This is a genomic window from Thiobacillus thiophilus (genome assembly GCF_055378705.1).
In genome coordinates this window covers 1,745,352-1,767,904 of record NZ_AP042404.1, presented here as the reverse complement: position 1 = coordinate 1,767,904, position 22,553 = coordinate 1,745,352, and the positions used below count along the sequence as shown (strand labels likewise).

The 22,553-nt window shown below is 65.8% G+C and carries 19 protein-coding genes; 14 read left to right on the top strand and 5 right to left on the bottom strand.

Going from position 1 to position 22,553, the window contains the following annotated elements:
- The first annotated feature begins 7 nt into the window (after positions 1–7).
- Both hypE and ACZ41T_RS08625 read left to right on the top strand, forming a co-directional pair.
- Positions 8–1,012 carry a hydrogenase expression/formation protein HypE gene (gene hypE / locus ACZ41T_RS08630; RefSeq protein WP_464920992.1) on the top strand — a complete coding sequence of 335 codons (1,005 nt, stop codon included), beginning with the start codon at positions 8–10 and terminating at the stop codon, positions 1,010–1,012.
- A 980-nt stretch (positions 1,013–1,992) separates the two neighbouring features.
- A complete protein-coding gene (locus ACZ41T_RS08625) occupies positions 1,993–2,871 on the top strand; it encodes a patatin-like phospholipase family protein (RefSeq protein WP_464920991.1) in 879 nt (292 codons plus the stop codon).
- Between the two features lie 180 nt (positions 2,872–3,051).
- Here the strand turns inward: ACZ41T_RS08625 and ACZ41T_RS08620 are convergent, their stop codons facing one another.
- Together ACZ41T_RS08620 and ACZ41T_RS08615 are read right to left on the bottom strand one after the other, a co-directional pair.
- The gene (locus ACZ41T_RS08620; RefSeq protein ID WP_464920990.1) at positions 3,052–3,378 is read right to left on the bottom strand and encodes a hypothetical protein; all 327 of its coding nucleotides are present in this window, start codon (positions 3,376–3,378) and stop codon (positions 3,052–3,054) included.
- An 11-nt stretch (positions 3,379–3,389) separates the two neighbouring features.
- Entirely contained in the window at positions 3,390–4,583 is a 1,194-nt protein-coding gene (locus tag ACZ41T_RS08615) for a diguanylate cyclase (RefSeq protein ID WP_464920989.1), read from the bottom strand.
- Positions 4,584–4,854: 271 nt separating this feature from the next.
- Here ACZ41T_RS08615 and ACZ41T_RS08610 point away from each other — a divergent pair, with 271 nt between their 5' ends.
- Complete coding sequence (locus ACZ41T_RS08610) at positions 4,855–4,998, top strand: hypothetical protein (protein WP_464920988.1); 144 nt, start codon at positions 4,855–4,857, stop codon at positions 4,996–4,998.
- A 107-nt stretch (positions 4,999–5,105) separates the two neighbouring features.
- On the opposite strand, the gene ACZ41T_RS08605 is transcribed toward ACZ41T_RS08610, so the two are convergent.
- Together ACZ41T_RS08605 and ACZ41T_RS08600 are read right to left on the bottom strand one after the other, a co-directional pair.
- Positions 5,106–6,290 carry an MFS transporter gene (locus ACZ41T_RS08605; protein WP_464923951.1) on the bottom strand — a complete coding sequence of 395 codons (1,185 nt, stop codon included), beginning with the start codon at positions 6,288–6,290 and terminating at the stop codon, positions 5,106–5,108.
- A 95-nt stretch (positions 6,291–6,385) separates the two neighbouring features.
- A complete protein-coding gene (locus ACZ41T_RS08600; protein ID WP_464920987.1) occupies positions 6,386–7,165 on the bottom strand; it encodes an IclR family transcriptional regulator in 780 nt (259 codons plus the stop codon).
- Positions 7,166–7,255: 90 nt separating this feature from the next.
- On the opposite strand from ACZ41T_RS08600, the gene ACZ41T_RS08595 reads away from it, so the two are divergent.
- From ACZ41T_RS08595 to ACZ41T_RS08545, 11 genes are all read left to right on the top strand, one after another.
- Complete coding sequence (locus ACZ41T_RS08595; protein WP_464920986.1) at positions 7,256–9,457, top strand: phosphoketolase family protein; 2,202 nt, start codon at positions 7,256–7,258, stop codon at positions 9,455–9,457.
- Positions 9,458–9,531: 74 nt separating this feature from the next.
- Positions 9,532–10,863: a four-carbon acid sugar kinase family protein gene (locus ACZ41T_RS08590; protein WP_464920985.1), complete on the top strand. Its 1,332-nt coding sequence runs from the start codon at positions 9,532–9,534 to the stop codon at positions 10,861–10,863.
- A gap of 109 nt (positions 10,864–10,972) precedes the next feature.
- On the top strand, positions 10,973–12,115 hold the full coding sequence (gene dctP / locus ACZ41T_RS08585) for a TRAP transporter substrate-binding protein DctP (RefSeq protein WP_464920984.1): 1,143 nt from the start codon (positions 10,973–10,975) through the stop codon (positions 12,113–12,115).
- A 72-nt stretch (positions 12,116–12,187) separates the two neighbouring features.
- Entirely contained in the window at positions 12,188–12,877 is a 690-nt protein-coding gene (locus ACZ41T_RS08580; RefSeq protein WP_464920983.1) for a TRAP transporter small permease subunit, read from the top strand.
- A gap of 1 nt (position 12,878) precedes the next feature.
- Positions 12,879–14,414, top strand: coding sequence for a TRAP transporter large permease (locus tag ACZ41T_RS08575; protein WP_464920982.1), 1,536 nt, complete (start codon positions 12,879–12,881; stop codon positions 14,412–14,414).
- A 25-nt stretch (positions 14,415–14,439) separates the two neighbouring features.
- Positions 14,440–15,927, top strand: coding sequence for an FAD-linked oxidase C-terminal domain-containing protein (locus tag ACZ41T_RS08570; protein WP_464920981.1), 1,488 nt, complete (start codon positions 14,440–14,442; stop codon positions 15,925–15,927).
- Entirely contained in the window at positions 15,924–16,988 is a 1,065-nt protein-coding gene (gene glcE, locus ACZ41T_RS08565) for a glycolate oxidase subunit GlcE (protein WP_464920980.1), read from the top strand. Before ACZ41T_RS08570 ends, glcE begins: the two co-directional genes overlap by 4 nt.
- 2 nt (positions 16,989–16,990) lie before the next feature.
- The gene (gene glcF / locus ACZ41T_RS08560; RefSeq protein WP_464920979.1) at positions 16,991–18,208 is read left to right on the top strand and encodes a glycolate oxidase subunit GlcF; all 1,218 of its coding nucleotides are present in this window, start codon (positions 16,991–16,993) and stop codon (positions 18,206–18,208) included.
- A gap of 153 nt (positions 18,209–18,361) precedes the next feature.
- On the top strand, positions 18,362–20,539 hold the full coding sequence (locus tag ACZ41T_RS08555; protein WP_464920978.1) for a malate synthase G: 2,178 nt from the start codon (positions 18,362–18,364) through the stop codon (positions 20,537–20,539).
- 46 nt (positions 20,540–20,585) lie between these two features.
- Complete coding sequence (locus tag ACZ41T_RS08550; RefSeq protein ID WP_464920977.1) at positions 20,586–22,088, top strand: CoA-acylating methylmalonate-semialdehyde dehydrogenase; 1,503 nt, start codon at positions 20,586–20,588, stop codon at positions 22,086–22,088.
- Positions 22,089–22,122: 34 nt separating this feature from the next.
- Positions 22,123–22,215 (top strand): hypothetical protein, encoded by a 93-nt coding sequence (locus tag ACZ41T_RS08545; RefSeq protein WP_464920976.1) that lies wholly within the window; start codon positions 22,123–22,125, stop codon positions 22,213–22,215.
- Here ACZ41T_RS08545 and ACZ41T_RS08540 read toward each other — a convergent pair.
- Positions 22,212–22,484 (bottom strand): hypothetical protein, encoded by a 273-nt coding sequence (locus ACZ41T_RS08540; protein WP_464920975.1) that lies wholly within the window; start codon positions 22,482–22,484, stop codon positions 22,212–22,214. The two genes, ACZ41T_RS08545 and ACZ41T_RS08540, sit on opposite strands and share 4 nt — an antisense overlap.
- Positions 22,485–22,553: the final 69 nt, after the last annotated feature.

The window sequence follows — 22,553 nt, the reverse complement described above, 5'->3', positions numbered from 1 at the left end:
AAAACCCATGGACGACACCCGCATCCTCCTCGCGCACGGCAACGGCGGCCGCCTTATGCGCGAACTCATTACGGACATCTTTGCCCGCCATCTCGGCAACCCGCTGCTCGATACCGACGCCGACGCGGTGATGCTGCCGCCGCTTGACGGCGCGCTCATGGTGACGACCGACGGCTTCACCGTGCAGCCGCTGGAATTCCCCGGCGGCAACCTCGGCTCGCTGGCGGTGCACGGCGTGATCAACGACCTCGCGGTGGCCGGTGCTGACCCGCGCTACCTCACCCTGTCGGCGCTGATCGAGGAAGGGCTGGAAGTCGAGGTGCTGGATCGGCTCATCGCCAGCTTTGCCGCAGCGGCGCGGGAGAGCGGCGTGGCGGTGGTGGCCGGCGACACCAAGGTGGTGCGCCGCGGCGAAGGCGGCGGCTTGTATCTGTCGGTCGCCGGCATCGGCGTCAAACGTGCGATGGCGCCGCTTGCGATCAAGTCCATCGTGTCGGGCGATGTGGTGCTGGTGTCCGGCCCGGTGGGCGATCATGGCATTGCGGTGATGCTGGCGCGCGAGCAGTTCGGCCTGTCCGGCGAGCTGCGTTCCGATTCGGCCTCGGTGCTGCCGCTGACGCGCGCCATCCGCGACTTTCCCGGTCTCAAGTTCATGCGCGACCCGACGCGCGGCGGGCTCGCCACCGTCGCCCACGAAATCGCACGCGCCAGCGGCCACAGCGTGGCGCTGGAGCAGAACGCGGTGCCGCTGCGTCCGGAAGTCGTGTCGGTGTGCGAAATGCTGGGTTACGACCCGTATTTCCTGGCGTGCGAAGGCCGGGTCGTCGCCGTCGCCGACCCCTTCGCAGCCAACGACGTGCTCGCCCGCTGGCGTGCCCTGCCGGAAGGCCGCGACGCCAGTATCATCGGCCGCATCGAGGCGGGAGGCGGGCGGGTGATCCTGGAAACCGGCCTCGGCGGCCGTCGCGTGCTTGACGAACTGGAAGACGACCCGTTGCCGCGGATTTGCTGAAGGATGGCCGCTCCAGTTTGCGGGCTACCGCCCGCATCGCGGCTAAAGCCGCTCCCACGGAGCTGGCCAACACCAGCAAATAACGGTGAAAAAGTTGCAAGTTGCAAGTTTGCTATGCACTGTTGGCTGTTGATTTACGCCTTGCCCCCTCCGATGAAGCTCCAACCCTGCGGCATCTCGCAGACGGCCCCGTGGGAGCGGCTTTAGCCGCGATGCGCCGCCAGGCGCAAAGAGTAAATACTCGCCAGGGTCTTGTCGCGCCACCTTTGCGGGCTACCGCCCGCATCGCGGCTAAAACCGCTCCCACGAAACTGGCCAATGCCAACAAATAACGGTAAAAAAGCTTACAGGTTTCAAGTTGCAAGTTTGCTATGTCACTGTTGGCTGTTGATTTACGTCTTGCCCCCTCCGATGAAGCCCCTACCCTGCGGCATCTCGCAGGCGACCCCGTGGGAGCGGCTTTAGCCGCGATGCGCCGCAAGGCACAGAGAGCAAATGCTCGCCAGGGTCTTGCCGCGCCACCTTTGCGGGCTACCGCCCGCATCGCGGCTAAAACCGCTCCCACGAAACTGGCCAATGCCAACAAATAACGGTAAAAAAGCTTACAGGTTTCAAGCTGCAAGTTTGCTATGTCACTGTTGGCTGTTGATTTACGTCTTGCCCCCTCCGATGAAGCCCCTACCCTGCGGCATCTCGCAGGCGACCCCGTGGGAGCGGCTTTAGCCGCGATGCGCCGCCAGGCGCAAAGAGTAAATACTCGCCAGGGTCTTGCCGCGCCACCTTTGCGGGCTACCGCCCGCATCGCGGCTAAAGCCGCTCCCACGGGGCTGGCCAACATCAACAAATAACGGTGAAGGAGCCTTACTTTTCAATATAGCGGTTGGCGCGTATTGTCGATTTTTTGCTTTCGGCAAGGCGGAGTGAACTATCGTTTCGATCTCCCGCCCATAATCCGGTGTTCAATAAAAATTGGTTTTTTCATGCGCCGCCTGACCCTGCTCCTGATCGCCGCCCTGCTTTCCGCCTGTGCGACCCCGCCCCCGGCGCCGCCTGTCCCGCCCCCGGTCGTGGCGCCCAAGCCGCCGCTCAGAATCGCATTGGCGCTGGGCGGCGGCGCGGCGCGGGGTTTCGCCCACATTGGCGTGATCAAGGCGCTGGAGGCCCAGGGTATCGTGCCGGACATCGTGGTGGGTACCAGCGCGGGCTCGGTGGTGGGGGCGCTCTATGCCTCGGGCATGAGTGGCTTCGAACTGCAGAAAGTGGCCCTGCAAATGGAAGAAGGCATGGTTGTGGACTGGACCCTGCCCAACCGGGGCGTGCTGAAAGGCGAGGCCCTGCAGGATTTCATCAACCGGAACGTGAAAAACCTCACCATCCAGATGTTGCCCAAACCCCTCGGCGTGGTCGCCACCGACCTGCAAAGCGGCGATCTGGTTCTGTTTCGTCGGGGCGACACCGGCATGGCGGTGCGCGCCTCCAGCGCCGTGCCGGGGATGTTCCAGCCCGTCGAGATCGGCGGCCGCGACTACGTGGACGGCGGCCTCACCTCGCCGGTACCGGCCCAGTCGGCGCGTGCCATGGGGGCGGACTTCGTCATCGCCGTAGACATCTCCAGCGTGACCCGCCGGGACAAGCTCGCCGGCACCCTGGACGTGCTGCTGCAAACTTTCGCCATCATGGGCCACACCATCAGCCTCCACGAACTGGAAGATGCGGACGTCGTGATCCGGCCGAAGACGGCAGCGGTGAGCAGCACCGGTTTCGAGGGCCGTCACCTGGCCATCATGGAGGGCGAGAAGGCCGCCGCCGCCATCATGCCGGAGCTGAAGGCCAGGCTCGCCAAGGCGCGGGCGCGCTGAAGGAACTTAATCCCCAGATAGTCATTGGGCGAGTTGTAATGTGCAGGGCTGCATTCCGTGCATCGATCGATGTCTGAAGGCGCACGGAGTGCACCCTACCTGGAAATTTTGGGCGAAGGTGTCGAGCCGATCAAAACGCCGTGAAGAAATACCCAGCCAAAGCGGGTAGCGTTATTCCGCTCAGGCCTGCCAGACGCCGTACCCTGCTTCCCGGAAATCGATTGCCAGTTCCACTTCCAGGCTGCGTGCGGCGTCATAGGGCAGCGGGTTATAAAGTTCGTACAGATCGGGCAGCAGGCGCAGGCCGAATTGCTTGACGAAGCGGTTGGACTGGATCCCCGCCTTGTGCTTGTCGAAGCGCACGTCGGGATCCAGTCCCGTCATGCCGACGTACACGCACGGCTTGCCTGCGACGTAGCCGGGGTTGGATTTTCTGAAGCGGCCTTCGTACAGGACGTCTTTCGACAGCTCGATCACATAGACGTGATAGTGGTCCCGGCGTCCCATCGCACGCGGCCTTACACGCCCGGAGCGCCGGCCTCACGGTAGGTGCGCTTGCCGTCGCGCTTGGCCGCGTAAAGCGCCGCGTCTGCCTTCTTCAGCAGCTCGCCCAGCGTTTCGCCGTCGGCGCAGCACATTGCGACCCCCACCGACGCCCCGATGTGTGCGATTTCGCCTCCGGCAAGCGGGACGGGCTGGCTCAGGCGTTCCACCACGAGGCCGGCGACCTCGCGCGCGGCCTCCGCATCGTCGACCTGCCCCAGCACGATGACGAACTCGTCGCCGCCCAAACGGGCGATCACATCCGACTCGCGGAGCAACTGCTTCATGCGTTCCGCCGCCGTCACCAGAACCGTGTCGCCGGCGGCATGCCCATAAAGGTCGTTGACTGCCTTGAAGTCGTCCAGATCGATGGCCAGGACGGCCATCTGCTTCCCCGAGCGCTTCGCGCCGGCGATCAAATGCCTTTCGTTTTCGTTCAGGAACCGCCGATTGGCCAGCCCCGTCAGCGGGTCGCGAAGACTGAGTTGGCGGATCGTCTGTTCGGCATCGATGCCTGCTTTGATCAGGCGGCCGGTTTCCCGATACAGCCCGAGCAAGGCCAATCCCGTCCACAGCCCGGCCATCCCCAGCAGCGCCGACGACAGGTTCTGGTCGCGGATTCGTGTCGTTTCGCGCGTTTCCAGCTGGCGCAGCTCCTCCCGCCCGGCCTCGATCAGAATGCGGTGGATCTCATCGATGGCGGATTTGTCGAAGCCCGCAAGCTCCCGTTCCGGCGGCGCGACATCGGCGCCTGCCTCCGCGCGCTGCTGGAGCGCGCCAAATCCGGCCTCCAGCGCCGATTGCAGCGCCGGCAGGGGCGCCAGGCGGGCAGCCTGGGCACCGTCGGCGCCGGTCAAGGCGATCAGCCGCTCGGCAGTGGGACACTGCGACGGGCGGCATATCAGCACGGGGTCGAGATCGGCGGGATCGTGCGACTCGGCGTATTGGCGGACCGCGGTGTCCAGGTTGAGCAAGTAGGTGCGCAGCGTGTCGATGTACGCAATGACCTGTTGCGTGTGCGCCACCGAGCGAACGGCTTCTTCCGAGCGCTGGTACTGGTAGAGGATCATGGAAATCAGGACCATGATGATGAGGGCGAAGATCAGCGCGCTCTTGCGGAGCACCTGCCGGAAGCCGGCAAAGACGGATCCATCGTTTACGGTTTGCATGGGTGGCGTAGCGGAGAAAAAAAACAAAGACAACGGCCTGAATATTACGGCACTTGCACCAAAGCACGCTTCACGGCATTCGGGGAGCGTCGGTGGGCAATGCTGAACCAAAGAGCGGCGCTATCCCCCTCACGGCTGACCCGTGGCCCGAACATGGACGGTTCGTGCCGCCTGTCCGCCCCGGTCGTTGGTTTGCGGTCGCCGTGTCTTCCACTACGATGGCTGCATCGACTTCTATAGGTCATGTGCGTCGCGCTTTTTGTCAGTTGTCTTGTCGACCTGTTCCGCATGTGAACTGGCCCAGCCGCTGATCGATACGCTGGCTGATTCCGAGCACGTAGTGGTGCCGTCCGGCTCCTGCGCCGGCATGCTCGTCAAACACTATCCCGAACTGTTCCAGGACGACCCCCTGTAGCATGGCAAGGCCGAGAACCTGGCGCGGCGCACGCGCGAGCTGTCTGCCTTCATCGGCGCCTCCGGCGGCGTGTTCGGCCTGCTGCTACTGGGGGATGCGTCCGGCTGCTAGGCGTCGAAGCGCAACCGGCAGTGGGTTTCGCGGGTGAGTGCCACGCTCGCGACGGCGCCCGCTGCGCTGATCGCAAGCCAGAGAAAGGCGGCGTAGTAGGCGGCGGCGTCGTAAAGGCGCATCCCTTCGATGGCGGCGCCGTGCCAGTTGCGGTCGAGGATCCAGCCGAGGGCGCTCTGCTGGAGGGCGGCGAAGCCCAGCACGGCCATGTTGACCACGCCGCCGACGGTGCCCGCGGCGCCCGGATGGTTGACCTCGCGCGCAAAGGCGAAGCCGATGATGAGGCCGCCGGCCGCAAAGCCGATGACGGCGAACAGGACATAGAGCGCCGTCGCCGGCAGGTCGGCGACGAACAGAAAAACCGCCCAGCCGAGGGCGCTCGCCAGTGTCGCGCCGAGGTAGGGCAGCTTGCGCCGCCCGATGCGGTCGGACAGCGACCCGAGCAGGGGGCCGCCGATGGCGAAGCCGAGCAGCATGGTGGTGGTGAAGCTGGCGGCATGGCTGCGTTCCATGCCGTGGACCTGGACCAGGTACGGCACTCCCCAGAGGCCGGCGAAGGCGAGCACCGGTCCGGCGAGCAGGCCGCCGGCGAAGAACAGCGGCCACGTGTCGCGCTCGCCGATCACCAGCTTCAGGCTGCGTACCGCCGCCATGGTGCCGTTGCCGAGCGCTTCCGGATGGGCATGGCTGGCGTAGCCGCGCTCTCGGGGATCGTCGCGCACCCCGAGCCAGACCACGACCGCGAGCAGCAGGGTGACGCCTGCGCTGGCGAACATGGCAGGGCGCCAGCCGACGCCAGCCACCGCTTCGGCCAGCGGCACGCCGGCCAGCATGCCGCCGAGGTTGCCGATCAGCAGGGAAACGCCGGTCACGGTGGCGAAGCGGTTGGCTGGAAACCAGTGGCCGGCCAGCTTCATGCAGGCCACGAAGGCGACGGCAACCGAGGCGCCGATGAGGCCGCGGCCGAGATAGGCCAGCCACAGGCTGTCGGCCAGCGCGAACAGCACGGTGCCGGCGGCGGCGGCGATCGCCGCTGCCGTCGCCACCCGGCGCGGCCCGACGGCGTCGGCGAGCAGGCCGCTGGGAATCTGCATGGCGGCGTACGTGTAGAAGTAGATGGCGGAGAGATTGCCGAGCGTTGCGGCGGCGATGCCGAAGTCGCGCATCAGTTCGCCGACCATCACCGCCGGCGCGACGCGCTGAAAGAAGCCGACGAAGTAGAGGCTGGCCAGCAGGCCCCAGGTCAGCCAGGCCAGCGAGACGGGCGGCAGGCGATTCACGCTGTGGGTTTGCCGAGGCCGGCTTCGGCCATCCGCTGGGTGATGCGGCGCGCGGACTCCTGGATCAGGGGAATCCATTCCTCCTCGCGCCGGCGATCGATGGGCGCCGAGATCGACAGGCCGGCGACGATGGCACCGGCGCTGTTGCAGATGAGGGCGCCGATGCAGCCGACGCCGATTTCGGCCTCCTCGTTGTCCAGCGCGTAACCCAGCTTGTGGTAGCGGGAGACCGTTGTCCAGAGCTTGCCCGGGGTGGTGATGGTGTGCTTGGTGTAGGCGGGCAGACCGGTGCGCGCGGCATAGTCCATTGCCATCTGGCGCCCGCCCGCGCCCAGCATCAGCTTGCCCACGGCGGTGACGTGCAGCGGCGCGTGGCTGCCGATCACCTGCTCCACCCGCATCATGCGGCGCGGGGTGACGCGCTCGATGTAGACCACCTCGTCGCCTTCGCGCAGGGTCAGGTTGACGGTCTCCTCGACCTTGTTACGCAGCCATTCCATCACCGGCCGTGCAATCTCGGGCATGTTGGTGCCGCCCTGCAGGGCACAGCCCCACTGCATCAGCTTTTCGCCCAGACTGTACTGGCCACCGTCGATGTGGCCGACCAGGCCGTTGTCGGCGGCCGACGAGAGGATGCGGAAGGCGGTCGACGGATGCAGCCCGCTCTCGGCCGAAAGCGCTTTCAGACTGGCCGTGCCGCCGTTGCGTACAAGGATTTCCAGCAGCACGGCGAGACGGTCGATAACCTGGATGCCACTACGCTTGGTTTGAGCCATGATTTCGCATTGTGAAAACGATTGTGTATTGTGAAATGGTAGTCCTTGAAATAAGGTTGGTGCAATCGAATTATTTCAAGGAGCAGTGACATGTCCACACAGGCCATTCCCGCCTATTGCGAAGGCATTTCGTATTTCGGCGAGCCTTGGGTCGATTTCGATCGGCATGCCGCCCGTGCGGTCATCGGCGAGGGCCAGAAGGCCATCGCCGATGCCGCCGATCCCGCTGCCGTGTTCCAGACCCTCCTGATGGCGGACGCCCTGCGCTACGTCACCCTGCAGGTGTGCGGCTACAAGGGGTCGGGCCATCCCGGCGGCTTCGCCTCCAGCGCCGAGGTCTACGCGTCCCTGGTCATGCTGGGCCATACCAACATCGTCACCGAGGTGGGCCACCACGCCCCCGGCTTCTATAGCGCGATGTTCCTGGACACGTCGCTGGAGGAGATGGGCATCCGCACCGTCAACGACATGATGGCCCGCTTCCGCGAGAAGCACGGCCTGCTCGGCCACCTCTCCGGCGCCATCCCGGGTCTGCTCTCGCCGGCCGGCCCCCTGGGCCAGGGCCAGCACTTCGCCATGGCCGGCGCCTTGCTGCATCCGGGCACGCTGTTCCCGGTGACCATCGGCGACGGCGGCATGGGCGAGCCCTATGTGCTCAATTCCATGATGCACTTCCACATCGCCTTCCCGAAGGTGACCAATTTCCTGCCGACGCTGATCTGGAACGGCTACAGTCAGGAGCACCACTCCATGGTCTCGCGTCTGAGCAACGCGGAAATGATCGCCTACTGGCGGGGCCACGGCTTCGAGGAGGTGGTGCTGGTGGACGCCAAGGATTTTGACGACAGCAAGCAGGAATCCGCCTATGCCGACAGTACCTATTTTTCTCACGAAAAGCGCATGGCCTTTACCGGAGCGGTGCTCGAACGGATGGACCACGCCGCCAGGTCCGCGCTCGGCGGCAAGCTGACCGTCTTCATCATCAAGCAGATGAAGGGCGCTGGTGTGCATACGGTCGGCGCCAAGTCGCACAACCTGTATCCGGCCGACACCCTCGACAAGCAGCACATGATCGAGGGTCTTCAGCGCCGGGCGCTCAACGCCGATGCATGGGCGATCGTGCGCGAGAACTTCGTGCGTGCCGGCGGCGGCCCCGCCGTGAAAACGGCGGTCACCGAGCACGTCCTGGCCATCGCTCCTCTGGGCGCCTTCCCGGTGCAGGAATTCGCCAAGGGCGAGAAGGCCGTGCCCTCGACCGCCATGGGTGCGCTGGTTGCCTGGGTGGGCAAGCAGGACAAGCGCTTCGTGGTGACCAACGCCGACGGCAACGAGGCGTCGGCCATGAAGAACATCAACGATGCCCTCAAGATCCGCCACCCCACGGTGGACCCGCTCTATAACCAGGAGCCGACAGGCCAGGTCTACGAGCCCTTGAACGAGGACGCCTGCGCCGGCCTCGCGGCAGCCCTCGCCCTGTTTGGTTCGCGCGCGGTGTGGCTCTCCTACGAGTCCTTCGCCATCAACGGCTGGCCGATCGTGCAGACGGTCACCCAGGCGATGGCCGAGCTGCGCCGCAAGACGCCGTCCATCGTCACCATGTTCACCGCCGGCGCCCTGGAACAGGGCCGTAACGGCTGGACCCACCAGCGGCCGGAGATCGAGAACTATTTTGCCGCCCAGATGCGCAACGGCAACGTCTACACGCTGTTCCCCTGCGACGCCAACGTGATCCAGGCAGCCTACGAGTTCGCGACAACCAGCTTTAACAAGGGCATGGTCATCATCGCGTCCAAATCGCCTCTGCCCGTGTACATGAACATGTCCGAGGCCCGTGACGCAATGGAAAAGGGCGCGGCGACACTCTACGAAAGCGCATCCGGCAGCAAGGGCACAGTGGTCTTCGCCGTGACCGGAGACATGGTTCTGCTGCCGGTGTTCGAGGCCAAGGGCGCGTTGGAGGCGGCCGGCTATAGAGTGCGCATCGTCGCTGTGGTCAACCCGCGCAGGCTCTACCGGCCTACCGATGTGGCCTGGGATACCGTGTCCGAACCGGACAACGCGTTCATGGCAGACGACCCCTTTAATGCGCTGTTCGACGGCGACGTGCTCATGGCCGTGAGCGGCGGGCCGTCTGCCAGCCTGGAGCCGGTCCTGCTCCGCAGCCGGGCGGCGAAGCGCGACACCTTCGCCTGGAAGCGCGGCGAGACCACCGCCAGCCCCGCCGAGATCATGGACTTCAACGGCCTGACCTCCGGAGCGATGGAAACACGGGTGAAGGCGTTGGCGGGGTGAGCATGTGTCCGATGACAGCTGCCGCTGCGAATGGAATGGGATGGGTCTTGCTGCTTGTGCATGGGCCTGGATAAATGAGCGATACCCGAATCATCGTCCTCGATGACGACCCCACCGGTTCGCAGACGGTGCATTCCTGCCTGCTGCTGACCCGCTGGGATGAGACCGCCCTGAGGCAGGCGCTGCTGGACCCGTCGCCCATCTTTTTCGTGCTCACCAATACCCGGGGCATGGATGCGATGCGCGCGGCGGCGGTCACCCGGGAGGTCTGCCAGGCGCTGCACCGGGTGCTCGATGATCTGGCCGCCCAGGGGCAGCACTTCCACACCCTCTTCGTCAGCCGCTCCGACTCCACCCTGCGCGGCCATTACCCGGTGGAGACCGACGTCATGGCCGAGACGCTCGGGCCGTTCGACGCACATTTCCTGGTGCCGGCTTTCTTCGAGGGCGGCCGCATCACCCGCGACAGCGTGCATTACCTGATGGTCAACGGCGTGCCCACGCCAGTCGCCGAGACCGAGTTCGCCCGCGACTCGGTGTTCGGCTACACGCAAAGCTACCTGCCGGATTACGTCGAGGAAAAGACCGGGGGCCGTATTCCGGCGAACCGGGTCGAGCGTTTCCTGCTTGACGACGTGCGCGGCAACGCGCTGCCGCGGCTTATGGCGCTGACCGGCAATCGGTGCTGTGTGGTGGACGCCGAAACCCAGGCCGACCTCGACCACTTCGCCGCCCAGCTGAAGCAGGCGGCAGGACAGGGCAAACGTTTCCTGTTCCGCAGCGGCGCCAGCCTGCTCACGGCCCTGGCCCAGTTGCCGCCGCAGCCGGTGGCGGCCGGGGCGATGCATCGCTACGTTCGTGATGGTCATCCCGGCGCCGTGATTGTGGGCTCTCACGTGAAGAAGACGACCGAACAACTCGAGCAGTTGCTGCTGGAGCCAGGCGCCGTGTCCGTGGAGATCGATGTCGATCGCGTCATCTCGCACCGTGAAGCGCTGCGCCTGGAGATCCTCGCCAAGGTGGCGGGCATCCATGCCGCCGGCAACACCCCGGTGATCTACACCAGCCGACAGGAGCGCACCTTCTCGAGCCAGGCCGCCCGGCTGGCGTTCGGCGAGCAGGTGTCGGCCTTCCTCATGGAGGTGGTGAAGCAGCTGCCGACCACGCTGGGTTTTCTGATCAGCAAGGGTGGGATCACGTCCAACGATGTACTGAGTTCAGGATTGGCCTTGCGCACCTCGCGCGTGCTGGGGCAGATCCTTCCGGGCTGTTCGGTTGTTCGATGTCCGCTTGATCATCCCCGTTATCCCGATATGCCGGTCGTCATATTCCCCGGCAACGTTGGCGACGAGCAGGGGCTGGCAACGGTCTATCGGCGGCTGAGTGGGGAGGGTAAGGCATTGTGAAAACCATGCCTCACTCATAAGCGGGTGTCGCCAGGAATGCTGCCCAAGGCATGCGATCGGGCGGCGTTCGAGGAGTGGTACTTCAACGCATTGACAGAGGAGATACATCATGGAAACGAAAGATAAGTCAGACCAGACGGCGGGCGTTACCGAAGCCGTTCCGGCACGTCGCCAGTTCCTGAAGGCAACGGTTGTAGCGGGTGCCGCCGCTGTCGTGAGTGCGCCCTTCATCAGCAATGCCAACGCTGCCGCAGGCCAGACCTGGAAGGTCCAGTCGGTGTGGGATGCGGGTACCACCGGATATGGCCTGTTCGAGACGTGGGCCAAGAGCATCCGTGAGAAATCCGGTGGCGAACTGACCATTTTGCCGTTCTCCGCCAAGGCCGTGGCGGCCGACAACAACTCCCTGTTCGACGCGGTGAAAAGCGGCGTGCTGCAGGGGATGAACCCTTTCACCCTGTACTGGCCAGGCAAGATCCCCGCCTCCGTGTTCCTCTCCTCCTACCCGATGGGACCGGATCAGCCCGCGCAGTGGGATACCTTGTTCTACGGTCTCGGCATGCTGGAAATGACGCGCCAGATCTACGCCAAGCACAACCTGTTCTACGTCGGTCCCATTCAGCACGACGCCAACATCATCCACTCCAAGAAGCCGGTGAATTCCCTGGACGACCTCAAGGGCATGAAGATTCGCCTGCCCGGCGGCATGGTGGCCGAGGTGTTCCAGCAATTCGGCGTCAGCCCCATCGCCCTGCCAGGCTCCGACATCTTCCCCGCGCTGGAGAAGGGCACCATCGATGCCGCCGACTACGTGGGCCCGGCGGTGAACTACGACCTCGGCTTCCAGCAGGTGACCAAGTACATCCTGATGGGCCCGCCCGGACTGATGTCGGTCTATCAGCCTGTGGACTTGATGGACCTGACGGTGAATATGGGGGCCTGGAAGCGGCTGTCCAAGAAGATGCAGCGTTTTGTCGAGGAGCAGGTCGCGACGTATTCACTGCACCACTACGTCACCATCCAGAAGGCCAACCTCGTGGCCATGGACAAGTTCCTCAAGGCGGGCACCACGGTCACCCGCCTGAGCGAAGCCGACGTCGCCCGATTCCGCAGGGCCGCCATCCCGGTCTGGTTCGAATGGGCACGGAAGGACGCCGATGCCGCGCGCGTATTCAAACTGCATCTCGATTACATGAAGAATGACATCATGGGCTATGTGTCGAATAGCGATCTCAAGGGCATGAAGCTGTAGGACGGTTTGTCACTGCGCGGCCAGGGGAGAAGGGCTTCCTTCTCTGGCCGCCGCGCAGATACGGAGAAGAATATGGATGGCATCACTGTCGGCTTTGTCATGCCGCACTGGCTGTATTGGGGATTGATTCTGGCGGTGCCGCCGATCATCATGTTCCTGGTTTGGCGCGCTGAAAAAAAACCCGATCAGGGCCCGGTTCCGGACGAGGAACTGGCGCTTGATTTACTCGCCCAGGAGGACCCGGCGATGCATGCCCCGGGCAATGCGTTGACCCACGCGCTCGACTGGATCAGCAACAAGACCGGGGTGTTCGTGGCCCTGTGGACGATTATCCCGGTCTGTTTCTATACCTACGAAGTGGTCTCGCGGCAGATCTTCGACCTGCCCACCATCTGGGTGCACGAAGGGTCCTATCTGCTGTTCGGCATGCAGTACCTGGTGGCCGGCGGCTACGCCCTGTTGCATGGCTCCCACGTGCGGGTGGACGTCTTGTACGTCAAATTGCCGGAGCGGGGCCGCGTCGGCATGGACATCTTCACGTCGGTATTTTTCTTCATCTTCGCGCTGACCCTGCTCGGAACGGGCTGGCAGTTCCTCGAAGACTCCTACCAGATTCAGGAGGTCACCATGGAAACCTGGGGCATCCAGCACTGGCCGGTCAAGGGCGTGATGGTCCTCGGTTCGGTCCTGCTGATCCTGGCGGGGATTTCGAAGCTGATCAAGGACATCATGCTGTTCCGTCGCATGGGTGAGGACGCCTGAGATGAGTGCCTTCACTGTTGCCAGGCCCCGGCCCTGGATGAACAAGTTCTGGACCTGGTTGATGATCGCGGCCACCGTCGGCATCGCTTTCGCGGTGCTGGTGGAGATGATCAACATCGCGTTCTACGATCCCTACGGCGACGAGTACTTCCTGTTTCGCACGGCGGGCGTGTTGTCCGGTATGGATATCGCCTCCCTGACCTGGCTGATGTTCGGCTCGCTGTTCGTGTGCCTGATGGCCGGACTGCCACTGGCCTTCGTCATCGGCGGGCTGGGGGTGATATTCGTGTATCTGGTCGGCGACCAGGCGATGCTGAACATCGTTCCCAGCCGCATTTTCCCGATGATGACCAACTCCGACCTGGCCGCCATCCCGCTATTCATCTTCATGGCCACCATGCTGGAGCGTGCCGGCATCATCGAAGAGATGTTCGATGTGGTCTACAAATGGATGGGTGGCTTGCGGGGAGGGCTCGCCGCGTCCACCATCCTCGCCTCGACCCTGCTCGCCGCCATGGTGGGCGTGGTGGGCGCCGCCGTGGTGACTATGGGCATCATCGCTCTGCCGGCCATGCTCAAACGCAACTACGACCCGCAGCTCGCCATCGGCTCGATCATGGCCGGCGGTACCCTGGGCGTCCTGATCCCGCCCTCCATTCTGGCCATCCTCTACGCGGTCGTGGCCCAGCAGTCGGTGGGGGAGCTGTATCTGGGATCCGTGGTGCCGGGCCTGATGCTCTCCGGCATGTACCTCGGCTACGTCTTCCTGCGCACCTACCTGAAGCCTGAACTCGGGCCGGCCCTGCCGCTGGAGGAACGCATCGGTCTGGTCGAGAAGCTCAAGCTGCTCAAGGGCCTGATCATGCCCATCCTCCTGGTCGTGATCGTGCTGGGCATGCTCTTCATCGGCATCGCCACCCCGGTGGAGGCCGCCGGCATCGGCTCCTTCGGCGCCATCGCCGTGGCCCTCATGCACCGGCGCTTCACCTTCAAGACCCTCAAGGATGCCTCGGTGACCACGGCCCGGTCGACGGCCATGGTGCTCTGGATCATCTTCGGGGCCTCCATCTTCGTGGGCTTTTACATCCTGCAAGGCGGGCAGCAGTTCATCACCGAGACGATCCTGGGGACCGGCCTGTCCCCTTATGGCGTCCTCGTCCTCATGATGGCGCTGCTGGTGGTCCTGGGCATGTTCCTGGACTGGGTCGGCATCCTGTTGCTGGCGGTGCCCATCTTCGTTCCCATCATTCGGTCGATGACCTTCGACGGCGTGTTCGGGCTGCCCGGGCCGTCGCCGGATGCCGTGGCGATCTGGTTCGGCGTGCTCTATCTCGTCAACATGCAGATGTCCTTCCTGAGTCCGCCCTTCGGCTACGCCCTGTTCTACATCCGGGGGGTGTGCCCGCCGGAGATCAGCATGGCCACCATATTCCGGTCCGCGCTGGTGTTTCTGGTGCTGCAGACGTTGGGCCTGGCGCTCTGCGTCATCTTCCCCAGCCTGATAACCTACCTGCCGGATTTGATGTACGGCCGTTGAACCCGAGAATGATCCCGGAACGAACATGACGTCATTACACGAGCCGGCACGCCCGGCCGATTCGTCGGGCGCGGGCAGGGAAATCCTGGCGGCGGCGCTGCGCACCATCCTGCCGCCGGATGCGGTGCTGGAGCAGGAGGAAGAACGCCACCCCTACGAGTGCGACGGGCTGTCGGCCTACCGCATGCTACCCATGGTGGTGGTGCTGCCGCATACCGTGCAGGAGGTACAGGCGGTGCTTTGCCTGTGCCATGCGCAGCACGTTCCCGTAGTGGCGCGCGGCGCGGGAACCGGGCTGTCCGGCGGAGCCCTGCCGCATGCCGAAGGGGTCTTGCTGGGGCTCGCGCGCCTGAACCGCATCCTGCAGATCGACCCCCAAAACCGCACCGCCCGCGTCGAGCCGGGCGTCCGCAATCTGGCGCTGTCCGAGGCGGCAGCGCCCTACGGTCTCTACTACGCCCCCGACCCGTCCTCCCAGATCGCCTGCACCCTGGGTGGCAATGTGGCGGAGAACTCGGGCGGCGTGCACTGCCTGAAATACGGCCTCACGGTGCACAACGTCTGCGCCGTCAAGATGCTGACCCAGGACGGCGAATTGCTGGAGTTGGGCAGCGCGGCCCTGGATGCGCCGGGTTACGACCTGATGGCGCTCGCTATCGGGTCCGAGGGCATGCTCGGGGTGGTGGTCGAGATCACCGCCCGGCTGCTGCCGAGCCCGGAACGCGCCCAGGTCATCCTGGCGGCATTCGACGATGTCGAGAAGGCCGGCACCGCCGTGGGCGAGATCATCGCCGCCGGCATCATCCCGGCCGGCCTGGAGATGATGGACAACCTCGCAATCAAGGCGGCGGAGGACTTCGTGCATGCCGGCTATCCCACCGATGCGGCGGCCATCCTGCTCGCCGAAGTGGACGGCACCAACCAGGAAGTCTCCGAGCACATCGCGCTGATTCGCAAGGTGCTCGAGACGAGCGGGGCCACCGAGGTGCGCACGGCACGCGACGAGGCCGAGCGCGCGCTGTTCTGGAAGGGCCGCAAGGCCGCCTTCCCTGCCGTGGGGCGCCTCTCTCCCGACTACTACTGCATGGACGGCACCATCCCGCGTCGCCATCTGCCGCTGGTGCTGCACCGCATCGCCGAGCTGTCGAAAGAATACGGCCTGCGGGTGGCCAACGTCTTCCACGCCGGGGACGGCAACATGCACCCGCTCATCCTCTACGACGCCAACAATCCGGGTGAGCTCGAGCGCACCGAGGCACTCGGCGGCCGCATCCTTGAACTGTGCGTCGAGGTAGGCGGCACCATTACCGGCGAACACGGTGTCGGCATCGAGAAGATCACGCAGATGTGCGTGCAGTTCACGCCCGAGGAGCTGGCCCAGTTCCGCGCCGTAAAGCAGGCCTTCGATCCGGATGAGCTGCTCAATCCGGGGAAGGGGGTGCCCGCGCCCCGGCACTGTTCCGAGTACCGCGCCCTGCCGCACCCCCATTCACCGCCGAACACGAATTCATGAATGCCGATCTGACCCAGGACCTGCAGGAGCGCGTGGCCGAGGCCGCCGCTGCCGGTGTCCACCTCAACATCCGGGGCGGCGGCAGCAAGATCTTTCTCGGCCGCACGCCCCAGGGCGAGGCCTTGCCGGTTTCAGGGCACTGCGGCGTGGTCAGCTACGAGCCGCGGGAGCTCGTGCTGACCGCCCGTGCCGGCACCCCCCTGGCGGAGGTAGAGGCCGTGCTGGCGGCCCAGGGCCAGATGCTGCCTTTCGAGCCGCCGTATTTCGGTCGCGGTGCCACCCTCGGCGGCACGGTTGCCGCAGGCCTTTCGGGCCCGCGCCGGCCCTTTGCGGGATCGGTGCGGGACCACGTGCTGGGGGTGCGGCTGATCAACGGCCGGGCCGAGGCGCTCCGCTTCGGCGGCGAGGTGATGAAGAATGTCGCGGGGTATGACCTTTCCCGGCTCATGACCGGCGCCTTCGGCACCCTCGGTGTCATCCTTGAGGTCAGCCTCAAGGTCATGCCGTGCCCCGCACGGGAAGAAACCCTGGTTCAGGAGCGCGATGCCGCCGATGTGCTCGCCCTCCTCACCGACCTTGCACGCAGGCCGCTGCCCCTGACCGCGGCCTGCCACGACGGGGTGCGTCTGTATCTGCGCCTGTCCGGTGCGGCCAGCGCAGTGGCTCAGGCGCGCGCGCAGCTGGGCGGCGAGCCGCTGGCGAATGCCGAGGCGTTCTGGCGAGACAAGGTCAGGGAGCAGGGCCATGCCTTCTTCGCCGGTGATGCGCCCCTGTGGCGGCTGTCCCTGCCGCCGGCGGCACCCGCGCTGGCGCTGCTCGGCAAGACCTTCATCGACTGGGGCGGCGCCCAGCGCTGGCTGCGAAGCGACGTCCAGGCCACCGCGATACGGACGGCCGCCGCCCGCGCCGGAGGGCACGCCAGCCTGTTCCGCTGGGGGGACCGGGAAGGCGAGGTGTTCCACCCCTTGCCGGTGCCCGTGCTGGCCCTGCATCGACGTTTGAAAAAGGCCTTCGACCCGCAGGGGCTGTTCAACCCCGGTCGCCTCTACGCGGATCTGTAGCCATGGAAACCCATCTCGCTCCGGAATTTGCCGGCACGGCCGAAGGCCAGGAGGCCGCGGCCATCCTGCGCACCTGTGTGCACTGCGGTTTCTGCACGGCCACCTGTCCCACCTACCAGCTGCTGGGCGATGAGCTGGACGGCCCGCGCGGGCGCATCTATCTGCTCAAGCAGGTGTTCGAGGGCCAGGCCCCCAGCCTGATCACCCAGCTGCATCTGGACCGCTGCCTGACCTGCCGTTCCTGCGAGACCACCTGTCCGTCCGGCGTACAGTACGGCCGTTTGGCGGACCTGGGTCGTGCGGTGATCGAGGAGCAGGTCGGCCGCCCACTGCAACAGCGCATCCTGCGCCGGCTGCTCCGGGCCGTGGTGCCCTACCCGCGGCGCTTTGGCGCGCTACTGAAGGTCGCGCGCCTGTTAGCCCCGGTCCTGCCGGCGCCGCTGCGGCGCAAAGTGCCACCCAGGCGCCCCGCGGGTGCCTGGCCACAGCCCTGCGGCACGCGGCAGATGCTGGTGCTGGAAGGATGCGCCCAGTCGGCAGCGACCCCGCTGACCAACGCCGCTGCCGCACGCGTGCTCGCCCGTCTGGGCATCGACCTGATCCGCGCCAGGGGCGCCGGCTGCTGCGGCGCGCTGTCCCAGCATCTCGCCGCCGAAGCTGCGGCGCTGGGCGCCATGCGCCGCAACATCGACGCCTGGTGGCCGCACATCGAGTCGGGCGCCGAAGCCATCGTGATCACTGCCAGCGGCTGCGGCGCGCAAGTGAAGGACTACGGCGCATTGCTGCGCCACGACCCGGTCTACGCCGACAAGGCGGCGCGGGTTTCCGCACTCGCACGCGATCTGTCGGAGATTCTCGCAGCCACCGACCTCGCGCCGCTGGGAAACCCCGGCCAGGGCCGGCGCATCGCCTTCCAGACCCCCTGCACCCTGCAGCATGCCCAGCGCCTGGGGGGCGTGGTGGAACCCATCCTGAAGCGCGCCGGCTATGAACTCACGCCGGTGCGCGACGGCCACCTGTGCTGCGGTTCGGCCGGGACGTATTCCATCCTGCAGCCGCAGCTGGCCGAGCGCCTGCGCGAGAACAAGCTGGCCGCCCTCATCGAGGGGGATCCGGAACTCATTGCCACCGCCAATATCGGCTGCCAGCTGCACCTGGAAGCCGGCGCCGACCGCCCCGTGCGGCACTGGATCGAATTGCTCGACGCCGTCCCGGGCTGATCGCCAGGAGCGTTTTTTGCCGGGCGCGGCGTGCATGCGGCTGGACGTGTCGCCCGGGACGGTTTGGGCATCACGGCGCGCCGGCCCTTGCTGGGTCACGACGGTTCCGCAACGGCGTGGGATGACGGTCACACACTATCGAAGGTGCCTGACATGAATGAATATGTACCGATTGCCGGCCTGCACATTGCCCGGCCCCTGTATGAACTGGTGAGGGATGCAGTCGCCCCCGGCACCGGCATCGCGCATGACGAAGCGTGGGCCGGTTTTGCGGCGATCGTCCGCGAACTCGGCCCGAAGAACCGCGCCCTGCTGGCGCGCCGTGACGAACTCCAGGCCAAAATCGACGCCTGGCACCTCGAGCGCAAGGGGCAGCCCCATGATGCCGCGGCCTACAAGCGCTACCTGTACGACATCGGCTACCTGCAGGCGGAAGGTCCCGACTTCGCCATCGATACCGAACAGGTCGACGACGAGATCGCCCGCATCGCCGGACCGCAGCTGGTGGTCCCGGTCAGCAACGCGCGCTATGCGCTGAACGCGGCCAATGCGCGCTGGGGCAGCCTGTTCGACGCGCTCTACGGCACCGACGTGATCCCCGAAAGCGACGGTGCCGGGCGAAAAGGGGCCTTCAACCCGGTGCGCGGCGCCAGGGTCATCGCCTACGCCAAGGCTTTTCTCGACGCCGCCGCGCCCCTGTGCGACGGCAGCTACATCGATGCCATCGCCTATTCGATCAAGGCGGGGCAGCTCGCGGTCACCCTGTCCAGCGGGGCACGCACGGGCTTGCGCGATCCCGCGCAGTTCAAGGGCCATCAGGATGAGGACGGCAGGATACGTTCGCTGCTCCTGGCGAACAACGGCCTGCACATCGAGATTCACTTCAGCACCGACCACCCCATCCACGAACTCCATCCGACCGGCATCCGCGATATCTACCTGGAGGCGGCCATCACCACCATCATGGATTGCGAGGACTCGGTGGCGGCGGTGGACGCCGAAGACAAGGTCGCCGTCTATCGCAACTGGCTGGGCCTGATGAAGGGTGAGCTCGCCAGCAGTTTCACCAAGAACGGCAAGACCGTCAGCCGCAGCCTGAATCCGGAACGGCGTTACCTGGGGCCCGATGGCCAGCCTTTCGAGATTCCCGGCCGCAGCCTGATGCTGGTGCGCAACGTCGGCCACCTGATGACAACCGATGCGGTGCTGGATCAAAACCGCAGCGAAATCTTCGAGGGCTTGCTCGACGGCTTCATCACCAGCTACTGTGCCGTGCACGATCTGAACGGCAACAGCCCCCTGCGCAACAGCCGCAGCGGCAGCCTCTACATCGTCAAGCCGAAGCAGCATGGGCCGGATGAGGTGGCCTTCACGGCCGGCCTGTTTGCCCGCATCGAGGCCGTGCTCAAGCTGCCGCGAAACACCCTGAAGATCGGCATCATGGATGAAGAGCGCCGCACCACCCTCAATCTCAAGGAGTGCATCCGCGCGGCGCGCGAACGCTTGATCTTCATCAACACCGGCTTTCTCGACCGCACCGGCGATGAAATCCACACCTCCATGGAAGCCGGGCCCATGCTGCGCAAGAACGAGATGAAGGCATCCCGCTGGCTCAAGGCCTACGAGGACTGGAACGTCGACATCGGCCTGGCCTGCGGGCTCTCGGGCCGTGCGCAAATCGGCAAAGGCATGTGGACCATGCCGGACCGGATGGCCGAGATGATGGCCGGCAAGCAGGCCCATCCCGAAGCGGGCGCCAACTGCGCCTGGGTGCCGTCGCCGACCGCGGCCACCCTGCACGCCATTCATTACCACAGGGTCGACGTCTTCGCCCGGCAGCAGGCCTTGAAGCAGCGTGCGCCCGCCCGCCTCGACGACCTGCTGGCCATCCCCGTCGTGGCGGCGCCCGCCTGGATGCCGGAGGACATCCAGATGGAGCTGGACAACAACCTGCAGGGCCTGCTCGGCTACGTCGTGCGCTGGGTCGACCAGGGCATGGGCGCCTCCAAGGTGCCGGACATTCACAACGTCGGCCTGATGGAAGACCGCGCCACGCTGCGCATCTCCAGCCAGCATGTCGCCAACTGGCTGTATCACGGCGTGGTCAGCGAGAACCAGGTCATGGAATCGCTCAAGCGCATGGCGAAGCTGGTGGATCAGCAGAATGCCGGCGAGCCCGATTACATCAACATGGCCCCCCACTACATCGGCTTGGCGTTCCAGGCTGCGCAGGACCTGATCTTTCATGGTCGGCGCAAGCCCAACGGCTATACGGAACCCACGCTGCACCGGCGACGCAAAGTGTTCAAGGCCGCACTGCGCGGCGTGTGATCCGTTGCCGGCCTGTTTCAGGCAAGACATGGAAAGGGAACGCTAAATGTCAGTCGACTTGTTGCGCCTGTGGATCAATGGCCAACGCGTGCAGGCCCAAAACGGCCGTACCGGCGACGTCTTCAACCCGGCCACGGGCGAGGTGGTCCACCAGGTCCCGCTGGCCGCCCGGGCCGATGTCGATGCGGCGGTGGCGGCGGCCAAGGCGGCCTTCCCGGCCTGGCGCGAAACCACGCCACTGCGCCGCGCCCGCATCCTCACCCGCTTCCGCGAACTGATGGAGCAGCATCGCGACGAGCTGGCACAGCTTGCCTGCGAGGAGCACGGCAAGACCCTCGCCGACGCCGCCGGTTCGGTGCAGCGCGGCATCGAGGTGATCGAGTTCGCCAGCGGCGTGCCGCATCTGCTGAAGGGCGAGCAGGCGGAGGACGTGGGCCGCGGCGTCGACTGCCATTCGATCCTGCAGCCGGTGGGTGTGTGCGCCGGCATCACGCCGTTCAACTTCCCGGTCATGGTGCCGCTGTGGATGTTCCCGGTGGCCATCGCCTGCGGCAACACCTTCGTCCTCAAGCCCTCCGAAAAAGTGCCTTCCTGCAGCCTGCTGATGGCCGAACTGTTCAAGCAGGCCGGCCTGCCAGACGGCGTGTTCAACGTGGTGCCCGGCGACCGGGAAGCGGTGGATGCCCTGCTCGGCCACCCCGATGTGGGCGCCATTTCCTTCGTCGGCTCGACCCCGGTGGCCCGGCACATCTACGAGACCGGCGCCCGCCACGGCAAGCGCGTGCAGGCCCTCGGCGGGGCGAAGAACCACGCCGTGGTGATGCCGGACGCCGACATGGGGTTCGCCGCCGATGCCCTGATCGGCGCGGCCTACGGTTCGGCGGGCGAGCGCTGCATGGCCATCTCCACCGTGGTGGCGGTGGGGGAGGCGGCCGATGCCCTGTTGCCGCTGCTCGGGGAGAAGGCCGCGAAGCTCGTGGTGGGGCGGGGCGACCACGCCGGCGTCGAGATGGGGCCGGTGATCTCGGTGGCGCACCGCGACCGCATCCATGGCCTGATCGACAGCGGCGTGGCCCAGGGCGCGGCACTGCTTCTCGATGGGCGCGGCCTCACAGTGCCAGGGCTGGAGAACGGTTTCTTCGTCGGTCCCACGCTGTTCGATCGGGTAACGCCCGCGATGGACATCTACCGCGAGGAGATCTTCGGGCCGGTGCTGATCGTGCTGCGGGTGGCCAGCTATGAGGACGCCGTGTCCCTCGTCAACGCGAACCCGTACGGCAACGGCACCGCCATCTTCACCCGCTCCGGCCATTGGGCCCGCCGCTTCCAGCACGAGATCGAGGTGGGCATGGTGGGAATCAACGTGCCGATCCCCGTGCCGATGGCCTTCTTCTCGTTCGGCGGCTGGAAGGCCTCGCTCTTCGGCGACCTGCACATGCACGGCATGGAGGGGGTGTCTTTCTATACCCGCTCCAAGGTGGTGACCACCCGTTGGCCCGCGCCGGCCGAGCGCATGGCCAACAGCCTGGCGATGCCGATCCTGGGCTAGCCCAGTCTCCGGCGGATGCTTCTGGGGGGGGGGCGTGTTCGAGCACGTCACGGGCGTCACCCGGGTGGTGTCGGGCTACGCAGGTGGCAACGCGGCGGCCCGGGCAAACCGCACCGGCGTGCGTTAGTCGTACCTGCAGTCGTCCAGATGCGCCCGCCATTGGGCGAGCAGAGTCGCCCGGGCCGCCGCGTCGCCGCCGATCGCGGCCAGCAGTTCAGGGCCTGCCCGCAGCTCCACGCGCTGCCAGCCCGACCCGGTGGCGCATTCCACGATCACTGCCCACTGCCCCTCCCTGGGCTCGACGGCATAGAGGTGGGCGGAAAGCCGCATGCCTTCGAGGAGGGCGGCCACGGCAGCCGTGGCTTGCGCCAGATCGGCTTCGCTGGAGTCTGCCATGGTTCAGTCGCCGAAGCGGTGCAGGTGCGCGTGCCTGCTGCAAAAAGAATGTTTCACGACCCCTCCACA